Source organism: Methylobacterium sp. XJLW (assembly GCF_003254375.1).
Taxonomy (GTDB): domain Bacteria; phylum Pseudomonadota; class Alphaproteobacteria; order Rhizobiales; family Beijerinckiaceae; genus Methylobacterium; species Methylobacterium fujisawaense.
Window position 1 is genome coordinate 5082404 of record NZ_CP016429.1, and the last position, 17713, is coordinate 5100116.

At 74.1% G+C, this 17713-nt stretch carries 16 protein-coding genes and 1 pseudogene; 6 read left to right on the top strand and 11 right to left on the bottom strand.

The window, feature by feature from the left end:
- Positions 1-674: 674 nt before the first annotated feature.
- Entirely contained in the window at positions 675-2723 is a 2049-nt protein-coding gene (locus tag A3862_RS23465) for a methyl-accepting chemotaxis protein (RefSeq protein ID WP_043756717.1), read from the top strand.
- Positions 2724-3001: 278 nt separating this feature from the next.
- Here the strand turns inward: A3862_RS23465 and A3862_RS23470 are convergent, their stop codons facing one another.
- Positions 3002-3241 carry a hypothetical protein gene (locus A3862_RS23470; protein WP_085987657.1) on the bottom strand — a complete coding sequence of 80 codons (240 nt, stop codon included), beginning with the start codon at positions 3239-3241 and terminating at the stop codon, positions 3002-3004.
- Between the two features lie 169 nt (positions 3242-3410).
- A complete protein-coding gene (locus A3862_RS23475; RefSeq protein ID WP_043385906.1) occupies positions 3411-4268 on the bottom strand; it encodes a TrmH family RNA methyltransferase in 858 nt (285 codons plus the stop codon).
- An 814-nt stretch (positions 4269-5082) separates the two neighbouring features.
- Between A3862_RS23475 and A3862_RS23480 the strand changes: the two genes are divergently transcribed.
- The 3 genes from A3862_RS23480 to A3862_RS23490 all read left to right on the top strand — a co-directional run bounded on the left by A3862_RS23480 (position 5083) and on the right by A3862_RS23490 (position 7374).
- Positions 5083-6177, top strand: a complete 1095-nt coding sequence (locus A3862_RS23480) for a replication protein RepA (protein WP_043385909.1) — start codon at positions 5083-5085, stop codon at positions 6175-6177.
- Positions 6178-6295: 118 nt separating this feature from the next.
- On the top strand, positions 6296-6961 hold the full coding sequence (locus A3862_RS23485; protein ID WP_043756715.1) for a hypothetical protein: 666 nt from the start codon (positions 6296-6298) through the stop codon (positions 6959-6961).
- A 182-nt stretch (positions 6962-7143) separates the two neighbouring features.
- Positions 7144-7374 carry a hypothetical protein gene (locus A3862_RS23490; RefSeq protein WP_043351523.1) on the top strand — a complete coding sequence of 77 codons (231 nt, stop codon included), beginning with the start codon at positions 7144-7146 and terminating at the stop codon, positions 7372-7374.
- Between the two features lie 49 nt (positions 7375-7423).
- Here A3862_RS23490 and A3862_RS23495 read toward each other — a convergent pair whose 3' ends face one another.
- The 7 genes and pseudogenes from A3862_RS23495 to A3862_RS23525 all read right to left on the bottom strand — a co-directional run bounded on the left by A3862_RS23495 (position 7424) and on the right by A3862_RS23525 (position 14628).
- Complete coding sequence (locus tag A3862_RS23495) at positions 7424-7789, bottom strand: hypothetical protein (RefSeq protein ID WP_043385916.1); 366 nt, start codon at positions 7787-7789, stop codon at positions 7424-7426.
- Positions 7790-8208: 419 nt separating this feature from the next.
- Complete coding sequence (locus A3862_RS23500) at positions 8209-9777, bottom strand: SulP family inorganic anion transporter (protein ID WP_236961467.1); 1569 nt, start codon at positions 9775-9777, stop codon at positions 8209-8211.
- A 3-nt stretch (positions 9778-9780) separates the two neighbouring features.
- Positions 9781-10458 (bottom strand): carbonic anhydrase, encoded by a 678-nt coding sequence (locus tag A3862_RS23505; RefSeq protein WP_043385918.1) that lies wholly within the window; start codon positions 10456-10458, stop codon positions 9781-9783.
- Between the two features lie 179 nt (positions 10459-10637).
- Complete coding sequence (locus A3862_RS23510) at positions 10638-10967, bottom strand: hypothetical protein (protein WP_051044734.1); 330 nt, start codon at positions 10965-10967, stop codon at positions 10638-10640.
- A gap of 342 nt (positions 10968-11309) precedes the next feature.
- Positions 11310-13229 (bottom strand): sensor histidine kinase, encoded by a 1920-nt coding sequence (locus tag A3862_RS23515; protein WP_111474027.1) that lies wholly within the window; start codon positions 13227-13229, stop codon positions 11310-11312.
- 165 nt (positions 13230-13394) lie between these two features.
- Positions 13395-14260, bottom strand: a pseudogene (locus A3862_RS23520) (alpha/beta hydrolase).
- 65 nt (positions 14261-14325) lie between these two features.
- Positions 14326-14628 (bottom strand): hypothetical protein, encoded by a 303-nt coding sequence (locus tag A3862_RS23525; protein WP_053610475.1) that lies wholly within the window; start codon positions 14626-14628, stop codon positions 14326-14328.
- Between the two features lie 184 nt (positions 14629-14812).
- Here A3862_RS23525 and argE point away from each other — a divergent pair, with 184 nt between their 5' ends.
- Positions 14813-16045, top strand: coding sequence for an acetylornithine deacetylase (argE, locus tag A3862_RS23530; RefSeq protein ID WP_043385931.1), 1233 nt, complete (start codon positions 14813-14815; stop codon positions 16043-16045).
- Positions 16046-16108: 63 nt separating this feature from the next.
- Here the strand turns inward: argE and A3862_RS23535 are convergent, their stop codons facing one another.
- Complete coding sequence (locus A3862_RS23535; RefSeq protein WP_236961469.1) at positions 16109-16462, bottom strand: hypothetical protein; 354 nt, start codon at positions 16460-16462, stop codon at positions 16109-16111.
- A 130-nt stretch (positions 16463-16592) separates the two neighbouring features.
- Between A3862_RS23535 and A3862_RS23540 the strand changes: the two genes are divergently transcribed.
- Positions 16593-17066 (top strand): DoxX family membrane protein, encoded by a 474-nt coding sequence (locus A3862_RS23540; RefSeq protein WP_043345382.1) that lies wholly within the window; start codon positions 16593-16595, stop codon positions 17064-17066.
- A 22-nt stretch (positions 17067-17088) separates the two neighbouring features.
- On the opposite strand, the gene A3862_RS23545 is transcribed toward A3862_RS23540, so the two are convergent.
- A complete protein-coding gene (locus A3862_RS23545) occupies positions 17089-17694 on the bottom strand; it encodes a glutathione S-transferase (protein ID WP_043345385.1) in 606 nt (201 codons plus the stop codon).
- Positions 17695-17713 lie beyond the last annotated feature (19 nt).

Consider the following 17713-nt stretch of genomic DNA (forward strand, 5'->3'; position numbering starts at 1 on the left):
CGTCATGCTCACCCAGGGTGGTGCGCAGGCGCCCCGCGTCAACGCGGCGAGACAGCCCGTCGAGGCGTGCGCCCCGGCGGCGACGTCCTGCGGGCCGCCCATCCTGCGGGCCGCCCATCCTGCGGGCCGCACATCGCGCGCCGGGACGACGGGAACGCCCGGGGCCGCCACAGGCTCCGGCGCTTGCGGAGCCCGAAATCAGCCGCTCCGGGTCGTCGATCGGGGTGACGAGCGGGGTGGCGAGAGCGACGATCCCGGCCCGGGGGGCGGCGGTGGCGGAGACGACGCGGGCCGGGGCGCGGAAAGGCGCAGCTGTCGCCCCCCGCTGGAGAGGACCCGGCGGTTCAGGGCGCTCCGGCGGCGGCGGTCCCGCATGACCCGGCGCAGGGTCACGATCCCGCGCCCCGCAATAGAACCGGGGGAGCGAATTCCCCGGACGGCCTCCGCCGAAGTACCGCCGCTGATGAAAGACGGCCCGCCCCCGCACGGGCGATCCCCGGAACCGATGATCCCCGCGCTGAAGACCTGGCAAACCTGCACACCGACAGCGCCGCCCCGATCGAAACTGCCATCCGATCAGGCAGAGCTGCACCGAATCCGGGCAGGTCAGCATAACCAGATCTTTATGACCTGCGGCCAAGCTCCGTTCTGTTCTCCGAGATGTCCTGCCGCCGATGATCCTCCTCTCCTCGCTTCGCGCCCGGATCCTGGTCGTGGCGCTCGCCCCCAGCCTCGCCTTCGCGGGGGCCGCCGGCTGGACGGTGTCCGACCAGTGGGCGCGGCGCGCCGAGATGGACCGGGTGGAGAGCCTCGTCGGCCTCGCCTCGCGGATCAGCGCCTTCGTGCATGAGGCCCAGCGCGAGCGCGGCGCCTCCAGCCTGTTCCTGGGCGCGAAGGGCGCACAGTTCGGGCCCGAACTCGCCGCCCAGCGCGTGCGCACCGACGCGGCGCTCGCAGACCTTCCCGGGGCGATGGCGGCGGCCACGCAGTACGGCCCGGCCTTCGCGGCGCGCGGCGCGGGTTTCGGCCAGGCGCTCGCCGGGCTCGCCGACCAGCGGCGGGCGGTGGACGCCCTGACGGCCGGCGTCCCCCAGGCGGCCGGCTACTACACCGGCCTGATCGGCGAGGGGCTCGGGCTCGTGCGGGCGATGGGCGGGGCGATCGACGAGGCCGGCCTCGCCGCCCGGGCGAACGCCTACGCGGCCTTCCTGGCCATGAAGGAAGCCGCCGGCCAGGAGCGGGCCGCCGCCTCGGCGGTCTTCGCCTCCGGCAACCTGGACCTCGCGGCCGCGCGCCGGCTCGCCACCCTCTCGGCCGAGCAGGCGACCTATGCGGGCCTGTTCCGGGCCGGGGCCGAGGCCGCCCAGACGACCCTGCTCGACGCCGCCGAGGCGACCGAGCCGGCCCGGGCGGTCGCGCGCCTGCGCAGGATCGCCCAGGAAACGATGCCGGGGACGCCGCTCGCCTTCCGCGACGCGCCTTCCTGGTTCGGCCTCGCCACGCAGCGCATCGATGCCCTGAAGGGCGTGGAGGACCGGCTCACCGCCGATCTGGAGGCCGCCGCCGGCGCCCTGCGCGCCCGGGCGGACCGGATGCTGACCCTCTGGATCGCCGGAGGCCTCGCCCTGTTCGCCCTCTCGGCCGGCCTCGCGGTCTGGCTCGGCACCGCGATCGCGCGCCCCCTCGCCCGGATGGCGCAGGTTCTGACCGCGATCGGCCGGGACCAGGGGACGGCCGATCTGGCGATCCCGTCGGGGGGCCCGCGGGAGGTCCGGGCGATCGCCGCCGCCGCCGTCGCCTTCCGCGACAGCGTCGCCGAGCGTCGCGCCGCCCGGGCCGCGCAGGAGCGGCTCGCCGCCGAGGCGAGTGCCGCGCAGCGCGCCGCCGCCCTGGGCCTCGCCGACAGCTTCGAGCGCCAGGTCGGCGGCATCGTCGCGGCCGTCTCGGCGGCGGCCGCCCAGCTGGAGGCCTCCGCGCACGGCATGGCCCGGACCGCGCAGGACACCACGGATCTCAGCCGGACGGTGGCCGGATCCGCCGATTCGGCCGCGCGCTCGGCCGACACGGTGGCGGCGGCCACCGAGGAACTCACCGCCTCGGTCCGGGAGATGGGCGTACAGGTGGGGGCCTCGGCCGACCTCGCCGCCGCCGCGACCCGGGACGCGGACGGGACCGCCGGCGAGGTGCACCGTCTCGCCCAGGCGGCCGGGAGCATCGGGGAGATCGTCGCGATCATCTCGCAGATCGCCGGTCAGACCAACCTGCTGGCGCTCAACGCCACGATCGAGGCCGCCCGCGCCGGCGAGGCGGGCCGCGGCTTCGCGGTGGTCGCCGCCGAGGTCAAGGACCTCGCCACCCAGACCAGCCGGGCCACCGAGGAGATCGCCGCCAAGGTCGCCGAGATCACCGGCTCGACGGAGGCCTCGGTCCGGTCCATCGGCAGCATCACCGAGGTGATTCGCAACCTCGCCCGGATCGGGGCCGAGATCGCCGCCATGGTCGAGGAGCAGGGCGCGGCCACCGCGGAGATCGCCCGGACCACCGCCCAGACCTCGCAGGACACCCGCGGGGTCTCGGGGCACATGGCGGGCGTCGGCGAGGCCGCCGCCGCGGCCAGCCGGGGCTCCGAACAGGTGCTGCGGGCAGCAGGGGACCTGTCCCGCCAAGCCAGCGACCTGCGGGAGGCCGCGGAGGGCTTCCTCACCCGGATCCGGGCGGCTTGAGCCGGGGCTTCCGAAGGGCGCGCCCTCGGACGGGGTGTCGGGGCGGCGCCCCGGCGTCACCGGGCCATGCCCGACGGCAGGGCACCCCCTGCACCCGCGAAGGGTCCCGGCGCCTTCGAATCCGGGATCTGTCGTGGGTCCTGCCGCGGCCCAACGCCGGGACGCCCCGCGCCCTCAGTCCACGCCGGCCTCCGGAACCGTGCCGGAAGGTCAGGAGCGCCACATCGATCTGGCCGAGGCGGTGAGCGCGCGGATCCGGCGCGGCCGAATCGGTGGGCTCAGTCGGGAATCGCGAACCCGATCGACAGGCACAGGGCCGCGACGGCCGTCAGCGCCACGGCGGCCTGACGGACCTGATGCCAGCGCGCGCTGCGCGCGCGCTCCTCCGGGCTGGCGCCCAGCTGCAGCTCGTCGTCGAAGCCCCTCACGAAGGATTCGAAACTCGGAAAGGCACGCCGCGCGAGCCAAGTCCATACGCCGACAGCGACCAGGCCGACGGCCCAGCCGCCATAGGTCATCACATCGTCCAGCATCCGGACGCAGCCTTCCAGCCTACGCCCCCCTCATCCGCAACTCTACGGGAAGTTGCGGAAACTGCCTAGTCGGAAGAGGGGTTTCCGGCGCCGGTTCCGTGTTTCCGAACGTGTCGCGACCGGGCCGTCGGTCCGCGTCGCGGTCAGGCCTCGGTCAGGTCTCGGTCCGGCCGAGGGCGTAGAGGGTGATGGCGGCGGCGTTCGAGACGTTGAGGCTGCGGATCGCCCCCGCGAAGGGGATCCGCGCCAGCAGGTCGCAGCAGCTCCGGGTGCGCTCGCGCAGCCCCTTGCCCTCGGCGCCCAGCACGATCACCAGCGGCCGGGCGACCGTCACGGCGTCGAGGCTTTCCGGCGCGTCGGAATCGAGGCCGACCCGGGTGAAGCCGCGTTCCCCCAGGGCGATCAGCGCCTCGGCGAGGTTCCGGACGGTCACGAACGGCACGTGCTCCAGGCCGCCGGAGGCGGATTTCGCCAGGACCCCGGTTGCGCCCGGGGCGTGGCGCGCCGTGGTGACGATCCCCGCCACCCCGAAGGCCGCGGCGGTGCGGACGATCGCCCCGACATTGTGCGGGTCGGTGATCTGGTCGAGCGCCAGCAGCAGCGCGTCGGCGGGCAGATCGTCGAGCCCCGGGGCGGGCAGGGGCTCGGCCTCGAGATACAGTCCCTGGTGGACGGCGTCCGGTCCGAGCAGGCGGCCGATCTCGCTCGGCCGGACCAGTTCCGGGGTGATCCGCAAGGCGCCGCCGAACTCCGCCTCCAGCCGCGCCGCCGCGTTCTCGGTGGCGAGCAGCCGCTGCAGGCCGCGCTGCGCATTGCCCAGGGCCTGAACCACGGGATGCCAGCCATAGAGCACGGCCGGCCCGTCGCCGTCCGCCTCCCGCTGGCGGCCCGCCGCGCCGGGACGGCTGCCGGGGCGGTTGCCGGGCCGCAGAGCCGGACGTCGGGGCCCGTGCGGGCGATTCGGGGCGGGGCGACCGCCGGACGGACGGCCGTCATCGCGGCGGTCCGTCATCGGGATTCGATCGGGAAGGGAGGCATCGGCACGCTCTTCATCTGAGGGCCCTCTGGGACGACTCCGAGAAACCGGGCGGCATCGCCCGCGTCAAGCCGCCATCGCGGGGATCGCGACGGTCCCCGTGACGAAGCCGGCCGGCCCGCCGCCATCCAGGCTCTGCGGATCGTCAAGCGGTGACGGCGGCAATTCGAGGGAATGTGGAAAACCATCATACATTCCCTTCGTACCCTGTGCGCTTCCGGTGCGGTCAGGGTTCGTTCGTCAGAACGAACAGGCTCTCCGACACTAGGAAGATTATCTGGGAGAGTCTTTCAGAGAGTCAGTTCGGCAAGTTATATGCAGTCGGAAATTCCTCATTTTGGCCATGGGGTTGATGTGGTTTTGCGCATCCGACTCTGCGTGGGTGCGCATCGAACTCTGCGCGGCCGCGTATCGGATTCTGCGCCGGACCGGCGACGTGGCGTATCGGAATCTGCGCGGCCGCGTATCGGATTCGGCGGGGATTCCGGCCCGCGCCGGTGGATAACGGGGACGGAACGCGGGCGGGTGGGCGTATCGGACTCTGCGTGGGATCGGGCGGCGGACGGACCCCGTATCGAACTCTGCGTCGCGCGGGGCCGGAGGGGGGCCGCGGTCACCCGGCCCCGGTCATGCGCCTGCATTCGGGGGCGGGCCGGGAGTGGGGAAGCGTGGATTGCCGGGACAAGCCCGATCGAACCGGGTCCGCGGCGTCCGAATCGTGGCATGGCAGGATCGGGCCGTTCTCCCGTTCGCCGGACGAACGCGCCCCTGTGCCGCGGACCGAGGGGCGATGAGCATCGAGGAGAAGATCGCCGGGATCCACGACCCGGACCTGCAGGCCGAGATCGAGGCGGCGCGCGGCGGCTTTCTGTTCGCGCAGATCGTGGAGCACGTGCTCCACCGTCAGCGCGAGCGCGATGCCCAGGCCGCCCTCCTGGGGGAGGAGGAGAGCCGCCGGGCCGGCCTGTCGCGCGACCAGCGCCGCCGCGACGCGGTGCGCCTCGTGATCGAGAGCGAGCCGGCGCTCCCGTCGAGCCTCCAGCACATCCATTCGGTCCTGGCGCTGTGCGGCCTGCCCTACCGCGACCCCGGGCCGGTGCGCGAATTCTCCCGCAGCTACGGGCGCAACTCCCTCAGCCTGATCGCCGGCCGGATCAAGGATCCGGAGACGGGCGCCTTCGAGCCCCAGGGGCTGCCCTACGGCCCGAAGGCCCGGCTGGTCTTGCTGCACCTCTGCACCGAGGCCGTGCGCCAGCGCAGCCCCACCGTGAAGGTGGCCGAGACCCTGTCGGGTTTCATGCGCGAGATGGGCTTCGCGGTCACGGGGGGCGAGCGCGGCACCATCCGCCAGTTCAAGGAGCAGCTGAACCGGCTGGCCGCCTGCTCCATGCAGATCGGCCTCTGGGACGGGCGCGACAGCGCCACCACCCTCAACGTTCCGCCGTTCCGCAGCCTGGAACTGTGGCGCCCCCGCGCCGGCGAGGGGGCCGACGAGGCGGGGCGCACGGTGCGCTTCGACCCCGAATTCTACGAGACCCTGATCCGGCACGCCCTGCCGGTGGACGTGCGGGCGGCCCGGGCCTTCTCGGGCTCGGCGCGCAAGCTCGACCTGCTGTTCTGGACCGGCTACCGCCTGCGGTCGCTGCAGCGACCGCTCCGCCTGACCTGGGCCAACCTCCACGCGCAGTTCGGCGCCGAGAACGCCTCGATCCGCAGCTTCCGGCAGGCGTTCAAGGCGGATCTCGCGCATCTGCGCGAGGTCTTCCCGCGGCTGCCGCTGGTCCTCGACGAGGGCGGCCTGACCCTGCATCCGGCCGATCCGAGCACGCTGCTCGTGCCGCCCAGGCCGGCCGCCAAGGGAATGCGGAAGCGGGCAAGGGAATAAGGCTCGCCGGATGGAATATTCCGACTGTCGCTCAGGCGGTACGGAATATTCCGACTTAGAGCATTCCCACCGGTGCTGAGAACGGGTAGATGTTCCCTCAGGTCGGAGGGACCATCGCGTGGGCCTGTCGGAATCCGAGATCGAGGCGCGGCTCGCCGCGTTGCGGCGCCAGCGCGAGGCCCTCGACCGGCAGATCGCCGACCTCGTGCTCTACCTCGAACTCGGCCGCCGCCTGGGAGCCGCCGGATCCGGGGCGAGGGCGGCATCGGATCCGGTCCCCGAGCCGGGGGCGCGCCTTCGCGGAGACCCGGCCGACGATCCGGCGCTGGGGGACCCGGGCGTGCCGGGGGATCGGTCCGGACCGGCGGCGGAGGATTCCGGCGCGCCGCGCGGACGACGGGGGGCGGAAGCCCGTCCGGAAGTGCGTCCGGAGGCGCGTCCCGTGGTCCGGACAGATGCCGCCGGCGCCCGCGGCGCCATCCCGCCGGCCATCGCCTTCACGGAGGATGCCGCCGGGGCCCGCCGCTACGGCCGGGCCGTGGTGGAGGCGGCCTGCGCGGCGATCGGGCGCGCGGGCCGGCCGCTGCACGCGGCCGAAATCCTGGAGGTGCTCGTCGGGCAGGGCTTCACCCTGCCCGGGCGGGATCCGGTGGCGGCCCTCAACACGCGCCTGTGGAAGCGGTCCGGGCCGGGCGGGCCCCTGAGCCGGGTCGGTGAGGCCACCTACGCCCTGGCGCCGCCGGATCCGGAACCCGCCCGAGGGGGCCCGGTCACGCAGACGTGACGCCCGGCCGGGTCGCCCGCGCCCGCATGTTCGGGCACGCCGGCCGGCGCGGCCGACCGCCTGCGGGTCAAGCCGGGCATCGGCAGCCTCAGCCGGGGAGGGCGTGCCATGGACACGGTCATGAACACCGTCATGGACCCGATCGGCGTGATCGGCCGGCATTGGACGACCGGGACGCCGCGATGACGGCGGCCTTCGCGACGCCGGCCGCGCAGGTGTGCATCTTCCTTCTCGGCTGCGCGGTGATCCACGCCGCCCGCGCCCATGCGGATCTGATCACGCGGCCGCTCGCGGTCGCGGCCGTCGCAGCGGCCGTGCTGGTCCTCCTCGTCGCCTCCCTCGTCGCTTCTCGCGACCAAGCCCCGGAGGACGGCGAGACCTTCGACGCGGTCGCAGTCTACGGGGCTTCCTGAGCCGGCGACCGGGTCCGGGGCAGAGCCCGGCACGGCCCGGGCGGACCGCTCAATTGACGAGGCAGAAACCGAGACCGGTGCCGACCCGCCGCTCCTGCGCGCACCACGGCTTGGGCGTGGCGGACGGGGCCTTCAGGCTGGCGGTCGTCTGCGCGGCGTCGGCCGCGGTGCTGCGGAGCGCGAGGCTGCCGGGGGGCGTCGGGACCGGGTCGGGACGGGCCGCGTCCGGATCGGGAACGGATCCCAGGCGCAGTCCCGGCGCCACCCCGCCGTCCGGCATCGGGACGGGGGCGCTCGCCGCCACCGGCTGGGCGGGATCGGGCGGATGCAGCGTCGCAAGGCCGGGCATGTCCTGCGCCGCCGCGGCGCCGCACAGGACCAGGCATGCGGCCGAAGCCGCGAGGAACCTGATCATCGACGAAGCTCCTGACGAGTACCATTCCGCGGCCGATCCCGCGCAGCGGGCCTGCCGTAGCGGCGAGTCTGGCGGTCCGCCCGTTAAGGGGGCGCAAAGATTCAGGATTAACCGGTTGTGAAAACGATGGAATTCCGGGTTCCGACGAACCCGGGCGGCTCCCGGCCCGCGTCGGGACGGACCGGAAGGCGGCCCCGTCGACCGGTTGCCGCGACCGTCTGCCGCGACGCGGACAGGCCCGGGGGCGCCGTCCGCTCGGATCCGCGTGGAAACATCGGGGCGCCGCCGCAGGACCCACGGTCCCGCCTTCGGATCCCGCCCGGACCCCGCCCGCCCCGCGTCCGCTTCGGGCCCGCGTCCGAACGGCCTGCTCCGACGCGCCCTGTGCCGAAGGGTCTGCCCCTTCGGCACAGGGCTTCCTAGTGGGCCGGGGCCGCCACCGCGGCGGCGAGCCGGTCGTGCGGGACTCCCGACCCGCCGACCACGGCGATCCGGCTGCCGGCGGCGCTGCGCCGGCTCGCCCAGTCGCCGATCATCTCCAGGCAGGTGTGGTCGATGGCCGCGAGGTTGTCGGTGGCGAGGCGGACCTCGCCACCCTCGGGGGTACGCTCCAGGGCCGCCGTGAGGCTCGGAAGCTGCAGGAAGGTCGCCGCCCCCGACAGGCGCAGCTCCGGCACGCCGGGCACCTCCGGGGCCGCCGCGTGCTCGATCCGGAGCCGGCCCTTGCGCAGGCTCGGCAGGGCCTGGATGAGGCTCAGGGCGAGGCCCGTGAGCACGCCGGAGAGCAGGTCCACCGCCACCACGGTGGCCATCGTGGCCAGCCAGATCGCGGCGGTCAGCCAGCCGTAGCGGGCCTGCAGGTGCAGGGCGTGGGCCGGGCTCGCCAGTCGCCAGCCGGTGACCACCAGGATGCCGGCAAGGCTCGCGGTCGGCACCAGGGCGAGCAGCCAGGGCAGGGCGAGCAGGAAGGCCAGGATCCAGGTCCCGTGCATCACCGTGGCGGCCCGGCTCACCGCCCCCGCCTGGACGTTGGCCGAGGAGCGTACGATCACCCCGGTCATCGGCAGCGCGCCGAGGAGTCCGCAGATCAGGTTGCCGATGCCCTGGGCGCCGAGCTCCCGGTTGAAGCGGGTGCGGGGGCCGTCATGCATCCGGTCGACAGCGGCCGCCGAGAGCAGGCTCTCGGCGCTGGCGATCACCGCGATGACCAGGGCCATGATCAGGATCTCGGCCTCGGCGAGACGCGCCCAGGCCTCGGCCCCCGGCAGGGCGAGTCCGGAGAAGAGCGCCTCCGGCACCGCCACGCGCTTGACGGCGAAGCCACCGAGGCCGGCCGCCAGGCTGCCCGCCAGCACGCCGACGAGCGCCCCGGGCAGGAGCCGGAGCCGCGCCGGGCGCAGCCGCTCCCAGGCGATCATCGCCGCGATGGTGAACCCGCCGACGATCACGGCGCCGGTGCGGTCGCCCGTGCCGGTGACGAAGTCGAAGAACGCGGCCGGGATTGCCACGAGGTTGTCCAGGCCGCTCGCCCGGGGGAGGGCGTCGGTCAGGACGTGGATCTGGGCCAGGACGATCAGGATCCCGATGCCGGCCAGCATGCCGTGCACCACGGCCGGCGAGATCGCCCGGAACCAGCCGCCGATCCGCAGGGCGCCGGCGGCGAGCTGGACGAGGCCCGCCACCACCAGGACCGGGCCGAGGGCGTCGAGCCCGTGCGCCTGCACGAACCCATACACGATCACCGCGAGCCCCGCGGCGGGCCCGCTGACCTGGAGCGGCGAGCCCGCGATGAGGCCGACCACGATGCCGCCGACGATGCCGGTGACGAGACCGCGTTCCGGCGGTACGCCGGACGCGATGGCGATGCCCATGCACAGGGGCAGCGCCACCAGGAAGACCACCACGGAGGCGGGCAGGTCCCGGGCGAGGTTCGTCCGGATGGCGCCGCCCGGGGCGAGGGCGGCGGTCAGGCTGCTGGGGATCCGCATGGGTCAGGCCGCCTGCAGGCGGCTGCCGGTGGAGGAATCCTGCGCCACGGGCATGTCGGCCCCGGCGATCGGCCGGAAGCGCCCGTTCGCGCCGTCATAGGCCAGGAGGGCGCCGGTCTCGATCTCGAAGAACCAACCGTGCAGCCGCAGGGACCCCTTGGCGAGGGCGGCGGCGACGCTCGGATGGGTGCGCAGGTTGGCGAGCTGGACCACCACGTTCTCCAGGGCCAGGGCGTGGTGACGGGCCTGCGCGTCCATCCCCTCGGGATAGGCCTCGCAGACGATCCGCTCGGCGGCCTCGGCGTGGCGCAGCCAGGACGCGACGCTGGGCATCCGCTTGAGCAGATCCCGGTTCATCAGCCCCTTCATGGCGCCGCAATCGGAATGGCCGCAGACCACGATGTCGCGCACGCCCAGCGCCACCACGGCATACTCGATCGCCGAGGAGACGCCGCCGACCACGTCGGATGCCGGGGGCACGATGTTGCCGGCGTTGCGGCAGACGAACAGGTCCCCCGGCCCCGCCTGGGTGATGTGCTCCGGCGAGACCCGGGAATCCGCGCAGGCGATGATCAGCGCGCTCGGCTGCTGACCGTCGCGCACGAGCTGCTGGTACATCTGCCGCTGTCCGGGAAAGACGTTGCCCTGGAAGCTGGCGATGCCCTGGATGATGTTGTTCATGAAGGGGTCTCTGACGCTGGGAGAACCGGGGGAGAAACCGGGGCGGGCACACCGCTCGGGCCGCACGACCCGTCCCGAGGGGGGCGGGTCGTGCGGCCCGAGCGTTTGGGTCGGGGTGAAGGTCCCCCGGCCAGGCCGGGGGGAGGAAGGCGAGCCGTCCCGGAGCCGGGCGGGCGGTCTCAGCGTCGGGCCCGGCGGGGCTCTACGGTTCCGGACGCCCAGTGGGGATCGACCGCGCGGCGGCGCGCCACCGTGGTGCCGGCCCTCTCGTGGAGCATCGGCGCTCCGAGGAGCTGACCGGTCCCGGCGCGCTGCGAGTGCAGGGAGCGCGGGTCGTGATGGGGATCGCTGACGTAGGAACTCATGTGGCCCCCGCCGGCGGCCTGGCGGCTCCCGCCGCCGCCTTCGCCGGCCTGCGCGGCCAGGGGCGCGCCGAGGAGTCCGGCCAGGAGGCCCAGGGCGAGGCCGACGGTGGTGCCGCGGATCGGGACGTGTCGTGACTGGGGCATGGCGTTTCCTCGCGCGTTCGTCTTGTGGCCGGGGACACCGAATCCCTGCCGGTCAGTCGAACCTAGTCAAACTCTTGCAAATCTCATGTGCGTCTCAGCACATCACATCAATGAAGACTTTAATCCATCACCAATGTACTACAGAGTGTGTTTGCGCACGTCTTTGTCTCGTCACGAAATCAGCGCCGGGATTAAAGCCGGATCTGGTTCCGATGCGCCGGATCGGGCTCTGTCGGACCGTGGGGCCGGGCTAAGGGAATGCGCGGCCGCTGTCCCGACGCCGCGAGGCGGGGTCGATGTCGGGGTGGAACGGGAGGGAAAGCCGATCGGGCCGGAGCGGGATCAGGCCCGTCCGGCCTGCAGACGCGGCGTGGGCTGCGCGGCCGCGCGGCCGGGGGCGGGCAGGGGATTGGCCGCCCTGTAGACGACGCCCGCAGCCTCGTAGGTGAGGCTGGCGGTCCTGTTCCCGGCAAAGCCTCGCTCCAGCAGGCGGGTGCCGAATCCCTTCCGCGTCGGCGGGACGACCGGGGGGCCGCCGCACTCGCACCATGTCACCCGGAGGGTATCGGTGTCTGGGCCGGCCTCCACCGTCCAGACCAGCGCCGCGCGACCGCCCGGAACCGACAGGGCGCCATGCTTGACCGCGTTGGTGCACAATTCGTGCAGGATCATCGTGAGCGCCAGCGCGCCCTCGGGCGGCAGCCGCAGGTCGGGACCTTCCAGGCTGATGCGCGGCGGCAGCGCACCGGATGAGGTCTGGCTCGCCAGATCGCTGCCGGACCGAGCGCCCCCCGGGACTTCCGCGCCCAGGAAGGGCCGCATCGCCTGGGTCGCGACGCCGCGCAGGTCCGCGCTCGCCCAGCTCTCGCGGGTCAGGATGTCGTGGGCCCGCGACAGGGCGAGCAGCCGCGCCTCGAAGGCGTCGCGCCCGGCCGCGGCGTCCCCGCCGAGGTTCTTCAGGCTCTGGGCCGCCATCGCCTGCACGGTGGCGAGGGTATTCTTCACCCGATGGTTCAGTTCATCGATCAGCAGCCGGTGGGTGTCCGCGCGCCGGGCGAGCTCGTCCGCCGCCGCGCCCAGGGCGTCGGCGATCATCGCGCCTTCGCGCACGAAGGCGCGGGGCAGCGGCGGCGGCCGCTGGTCGCGGCCCAGCGTCTCGGCGGCCACCGCCAGGTCCAGCAGCGGGCGGGCGATCAGGCCGGCGAGCAGCCACGCGAGCAGTGCCGCCGCGAGCGCCACCACGCTGCCCGCCACCAGGATGTCCCCGCGCAGGGCCGCCACCGCGGTCAGGGCCCGGTCGGCCGTCTGCCGCACCACCACCTGCCAGCCGAGACCGGGATAGTCCCGGTGACCGGTCGTGGACGCGTGGGCGCTCAGATACGCCGCGGCGCCGTCGGGCCAGGGCCCGACCCGGCTCGTGCCCTGCGGATCGAGGGATCTGTCGCCGGTCAGGACCGCCCGGGGCAGGGCCGCGCCCTGCAGGGCGGGCGGACCGAGGAGCACGGTGCCGTCGCGGGACAGGATCAGGATCTCGGCCCCCTGGCGATGGCCCCGGAGCGCGCCTTCGAGGATGCGCGCCATGTCGCGCGCCCAGGTCCAGTCGAGATGGGCGGCCAGCACTCCGAGGACGCGGCCGTCCGGCAACCGGACCGGGGCCGCGACATCGACGAGGCGCAGCGGCTCCCGCGCCGCCCCGCGCGCACCGGTGTCGACCGGGGGCATCAGACTCTGGAGGAGCTTGGCCGGATGCACGTCCCCGACATAGGGCCCCTCGAGGCCGCGGCGGAAATAGTCCCGGCCGGAGACGTCCGCGCCCTCCAGGGCGCCCGTGCTGGTCGCGGATACGCGCCCGTCGGCGTCGACCAGCCCGATGATCGAATAGGCCGGGTAGGTCGCCTGGAGCCGCTCCATCACGGCGCGCTTGGCCGCCGTCGCGGTTCCGGGATCGCGCAGGCTGTCCGAGGCGGCGGCGATCTGGATGTCGCGCCAGCGCTCGAACATCCCGATATCGAGGTTCCGGGCCATCTGGCCGGCGATCTCGGCGAGCTGGCCGCCGACCTCCGCCTCGAGCCGTCGGGTCGCCTCCCGGCTCACAAGGGCGGCGAGCGCCAGGGTCGCCAGGAAGCCGAGGGTGCCGAAGCCCAAAGCCAGGACGACGCGCAGCCGCGGCGTGCCCCATCCGCGGCGGCGGCGGTCGGCCCGGTCCGCGGGATCGGCGCGGGCCGCCGCCGCAGGGGTTTCCGATCGCGCGACCGCTTGCATCCGATCTCCCTCGGATCCGGCCGGCTCCCGGAGGAGGGAGATCGCGCCCGCACCCCCGTCTCAGCACGCGCCGCGGGCCTCAGCAAGACGGGAGCGGTCTCCGGCGATGCGAAATTTCTATCGGGAGTTGTAAATACGCCCGGAATCGTCCCATTGCCCGGATCGTCAGCCCTCGAGGAGGGCATGGGCCGCCCGGACCAGGATCCCGCCCGGCCGGCGCAGGGCGTCGAGCACCGAGAAGTGCTCGGCATCGGGCACCGGCAGCAGGGCCCCCGGGGCGTGGGCCGCCGCCCGCAGGGCGTGCAGGTTGCGGGCGTCGTGGATCAGCGCCGGCAGTTCGCGCGAGCCGTAGGCGATGCAGAGCGGCTTCGCCACCGCCGGACGGCGCAGGGGGGACAGGGTCTCGACCTCCGCGTCGGTGAGGCTCAGCTTGGCGTCCAGCTCGGTCTGGCGGATCGGCGCGAGGTCGTAGACGCCGGAGATGGCCAGCCCCGCCGCCACCGCCGGATGGCCCAGATGCAATGCGGTGAGCAGCCCGCCGGCCGACCAGCCCGACAGGATCAGGGGGCCGCGGATCCCGTGCGCGGCCCCGTGGGCGGCGAGCCAGTCGAGGGCCGCGCCGATCTCCGCCACGATCCGGGTGAGGCTCGCCTCCGGCGCCAGGGTGTAGCCGACCATCGCCACCGACCAGCCGGCGGCGTTCGGGCCCTGCGCGAAGCAGGCGAACAGCTCCCGCGCGCCGCGCTGCCAGTAGCCGCCATGGATGAAGACCAGGCAGGGCGCCGCCCCGTCCCGGGCCGGGTAGAGGTCGAGGGCGTTGCGGGGCCCGGGCCGTAGGGCACGTCGAGGCCCGCCGGATGCGCGGCCCGGTAGGCGGCCGAGGCGGCATTCCGGGCGGCCACCTGGGCGGCGCTGTCGGCCACCGCGCGGGTGTTGTCGTAGCAGGCGTCCCGCGCCTCCTGCGCGAGGGCGTTCCAGCGGCGGCGCGGATCCGCGGGGGTCGGATCGTCCAGGCGGAACTCCAGCACCATCGCGTCCGTCTCAGGCCTTCGGTCGCCCGCACCATGGCAGGCGGTCGGGCCCGGGTCGAGGCGGATCAGAAGCCGGGCCAGGCCCCCGGGAGGGTGCCGCCGTAGCCCCAGCCCGTGAAGGGCGGGGCCGCGACCCGCTCGCGCGTCGCCGGAGCGAAGGCCGGGACGAGCGGCCGCTGCCAGACCCGCCAGTCCGGCCGGTCCCGCGCCGCCCTTCGGGCGAGGGTCCGGTCGATGTCGGACGCGACGCGATGGCGCGGCGTCCCGGCCTGTGGCCGGGCCTCGGCCGGGGCGGCCAGCAGCAGGGCCGCCGGCAACAGGGTCGCGAGGATCGGGGCGGCGCGGATCGGAGCGGGACGGCGACGCATGGTTCGGGCTCCCAGGGGCGGTCTCCGGCGGCCACCCCCGAGAGCGACGCTCGGGTGCCGCACCGGTTCCCGGGACCGGTCGGGCGGTCCGGGCGTTGCCCGGGATCCCCGAAGCGCCGAAAACCCCGTAGGAATCCGGGCGCCCCATCCGGGCCGATTCGCGCGCGGTTGCAGGACGCCATCCATGACAGAGCCCGCACAGACCGTCCTGCCGCCCTCCGGCCCGCCCGATCCGGTGGCGCTGCTCGGGACGCTCGTCGCCTTCGACACGGTGAGCGACCGCTCGAACCTGCCGCTGATCGACTGGGCCGAGGCCTATTGCCGGGGCCACGGCGCCGCGGTGGAGCGGGTGCCGGATCCGACCGGCCGGAAGGCGGCGCTGCTGGTCAGCGTCGGGCCGTTCGAGACCCGCCCCGGCTACGTGCTCTCCGGCCACAGCGACGTGGTGCCGGCCGAGGGCCAGCCCTGGTCGTCGGACCCGTTCGCCCTGCGGGAGGCGGGGGGGCGGCTCTACGGGCGCGGCACCTCCGACATGAAGGGGTTCCTCGCGGTCTGCCTCGCGCTCCTGCCCGAAATGGTCGCGGCGGATCTCGCCACCCCGATCCACCTCGCGATCTCGTACGACGAGGAGGTGGGGTGCCTCGGCGTGCGCCCGCTGATCGCCCGGATGCTCGAGCGCGTGCCGCGGCCGCTCGGCTGTTTCGTGGGCGAGCCCACCGGGATGGATGTGGTGGTCGGCCACAAGGGCAAGTCGGCGGCCCGCCTCACCTTCCGGGGCAGGGCCAGCCACTCGGCCCTGGCGCCCCAGGGTGTCAACGCGGTGGAATACGCCGCCCGCTTCATCGAGCATGTCCGCCTGTCCGCGGAGGCCATCGCCCGGGACGGGGCCCGCGACCCGCTCTACGACGTGCCCCACACCACCGGCCTGTCGAGCGTGGTCCGGGGCGGCACGGCGCTCAACATCGTGCCCGACACCTGCAGCGTCGCGTTCGAGTACCGGGCCATCGGCGCGGACGATGCCGCGGCGCTGGCGGCCGCGGCGATCGGGTACGCCACCGGGACGCTGGCGCCGCTGATGCGGGCCGGCGATCCGGCCTGCGGCGTCGATGTCGAGCCGCTGATCGATTATCCGGGCCTCGACACCGATCCGGAGGCCGAGATCGTGACCCTGGCCAAGCGCCTCGCGGGCCGCAACGGCCACGCCAAGGTTTCGTACGGCACGGAGGGTGGGCTGTTCGAGCGGCTCGGCGGCGTGCCCGCCGTGGTGATCGGACCGGGCTCCATCGCCCGGGCCCACCGGGCCGACGAGTACGTCACCCGGGACGAACTTGAGGCGTGCGCGGGCTTCGTGCGGCGGCTGATCCGCACCTGCACGACCGGCTCCGCGTCATCGTCCCGAGGGGCGCTCCCAGTCTGAACCAACATCCGCGCCGGTCGAGCGCGCTTCCGGCCCGCAGGGCGTCCGCCGCGCGGCGCGACCTCACCAGGGGATGCGGCCGAAGCGGTCGACCAGCCGCCGGGACTCGGCTTCGCTCTCGGCTCTCGACGTCCCGCCCTGGCCGACATCCGAGCTTCCGGAGCCGGGATGCACCAGGCGGCACACCAGCGGCAGGACGAAGTTGTGGCGCGCGAGGTGTATGTTGGGGCCGCCGAGCCGAAGCACGTCGGCGTGCCACGGGCGGATCTGAACGGCGTTCTCGAGAGTGCCGGGCGCCGTCGCCTCGACGAGGTGGGCGCGGCGCAGGCCGGTCTCGGCTGAGGCGTCCGAGTCTACGTTGCCGGGATGCCGCCCGTGATCGAAGACGCGCTGCGCACCGCCGGAGCCGGCCCGCACGGGGCGCTTCGGGGGGCAGGATCTGCACGCGGCCGGCGGGGCCGCGCGAAACCTTTGCGCCGCTCGCGGCTTGGATCAGCGCCTTGGATCGGCGGCCCGAACCGGGCCGGATCGGGAGACCGTTCAGCGCATGGCCAGCCTCAGCGTCGCAATCGCGTTCAGCGTCCGCCTGCTCCTCGTGCTGCTGTTCCTGCCGTTCAGCGCCCTCGACAAGATCCTGAACTTCCGGGGCGCGGTCGGGCAGGCGCGGGAGGCCGTGCATGCCACGGCGCCCGCAACGGTGCTGATCCTGATCGGGCTCGGCGTCGAGATCGGGATGTCGCTCTGCATCCTGACCGGGGTCGCCGACCGGGCCGCCGCCTTCGTGCTCGCCGGCTATTGCGGGGTGACGGCGCTGCTGTGGAAGCAGTTCTGGGTGCCGGGGGATTTCTGGGCGGGGGGCAAGGGCCGCGCGCTGTTCTGGGATTTTTTAAAGAACTTCGCCCTGGCGGGCGGCTTCCTGCTCATCACCTTCGGCACGGGCGCCGGGACGGTCCAGGACTTCCTCGCCGATCCCCTCGGCTCGACCCATCCCTACGCGATCGCGGACCGGGCCCGGCCGTAGCGGGGCCCGGCGCAGCGGGAGCTCAGCCCTTCGGCACGGTGGCCGCCATGGAGGGCCGGCGCTCGAACTGCGCGTACCAGGCCGCGACCGCCGGACGGCCCTCCCGCCACGCGAGATCGGGAAAGCGCAGGTCCAGGTAGCCGAGCCCGCAGGCCATCGCGACCGTGCCGATATCCAGTGCCGGCATCCCGCCGACCAGGCTCTCGAACCGGTCCAGCGCCGCGCGGATCTTGCCGATCTGGCCGGCCTCCCAGGCGTCCCAGCGCTGGGGCTCGGGGCGGAGCACGCGCTCGTAGCGGGCGAGCAGCGCGGCATCGAGCAGCCCGTCGGCCAGCGCCTGCCGGGTCAGCGCGTCCCAGCGGGCGGCGCCTTCGGGGAACAGGCGCGGCCCGGACGAGAGGCCGTCGAGATACTCGCAGATCACCCGGCTGTCGTAGAGGGCGGTGCCGTCCTCCAGGACCAGGGCGGGAATCTTGCCCAGCGGATTGTGGGCGGCGACCTCCGCGGAGGGCCCGGTCGGCGAGGCCCCGGCGACGGTGACGGCGATCCGGTCGATCAGTCCCGTCTCGTGGGCGAGGACCAGCACCTTGCGGGCATAGGGCGAGGCGGGGGAGTAGAGGAGCTTCATCGGACCGTCCCGGTTGGTC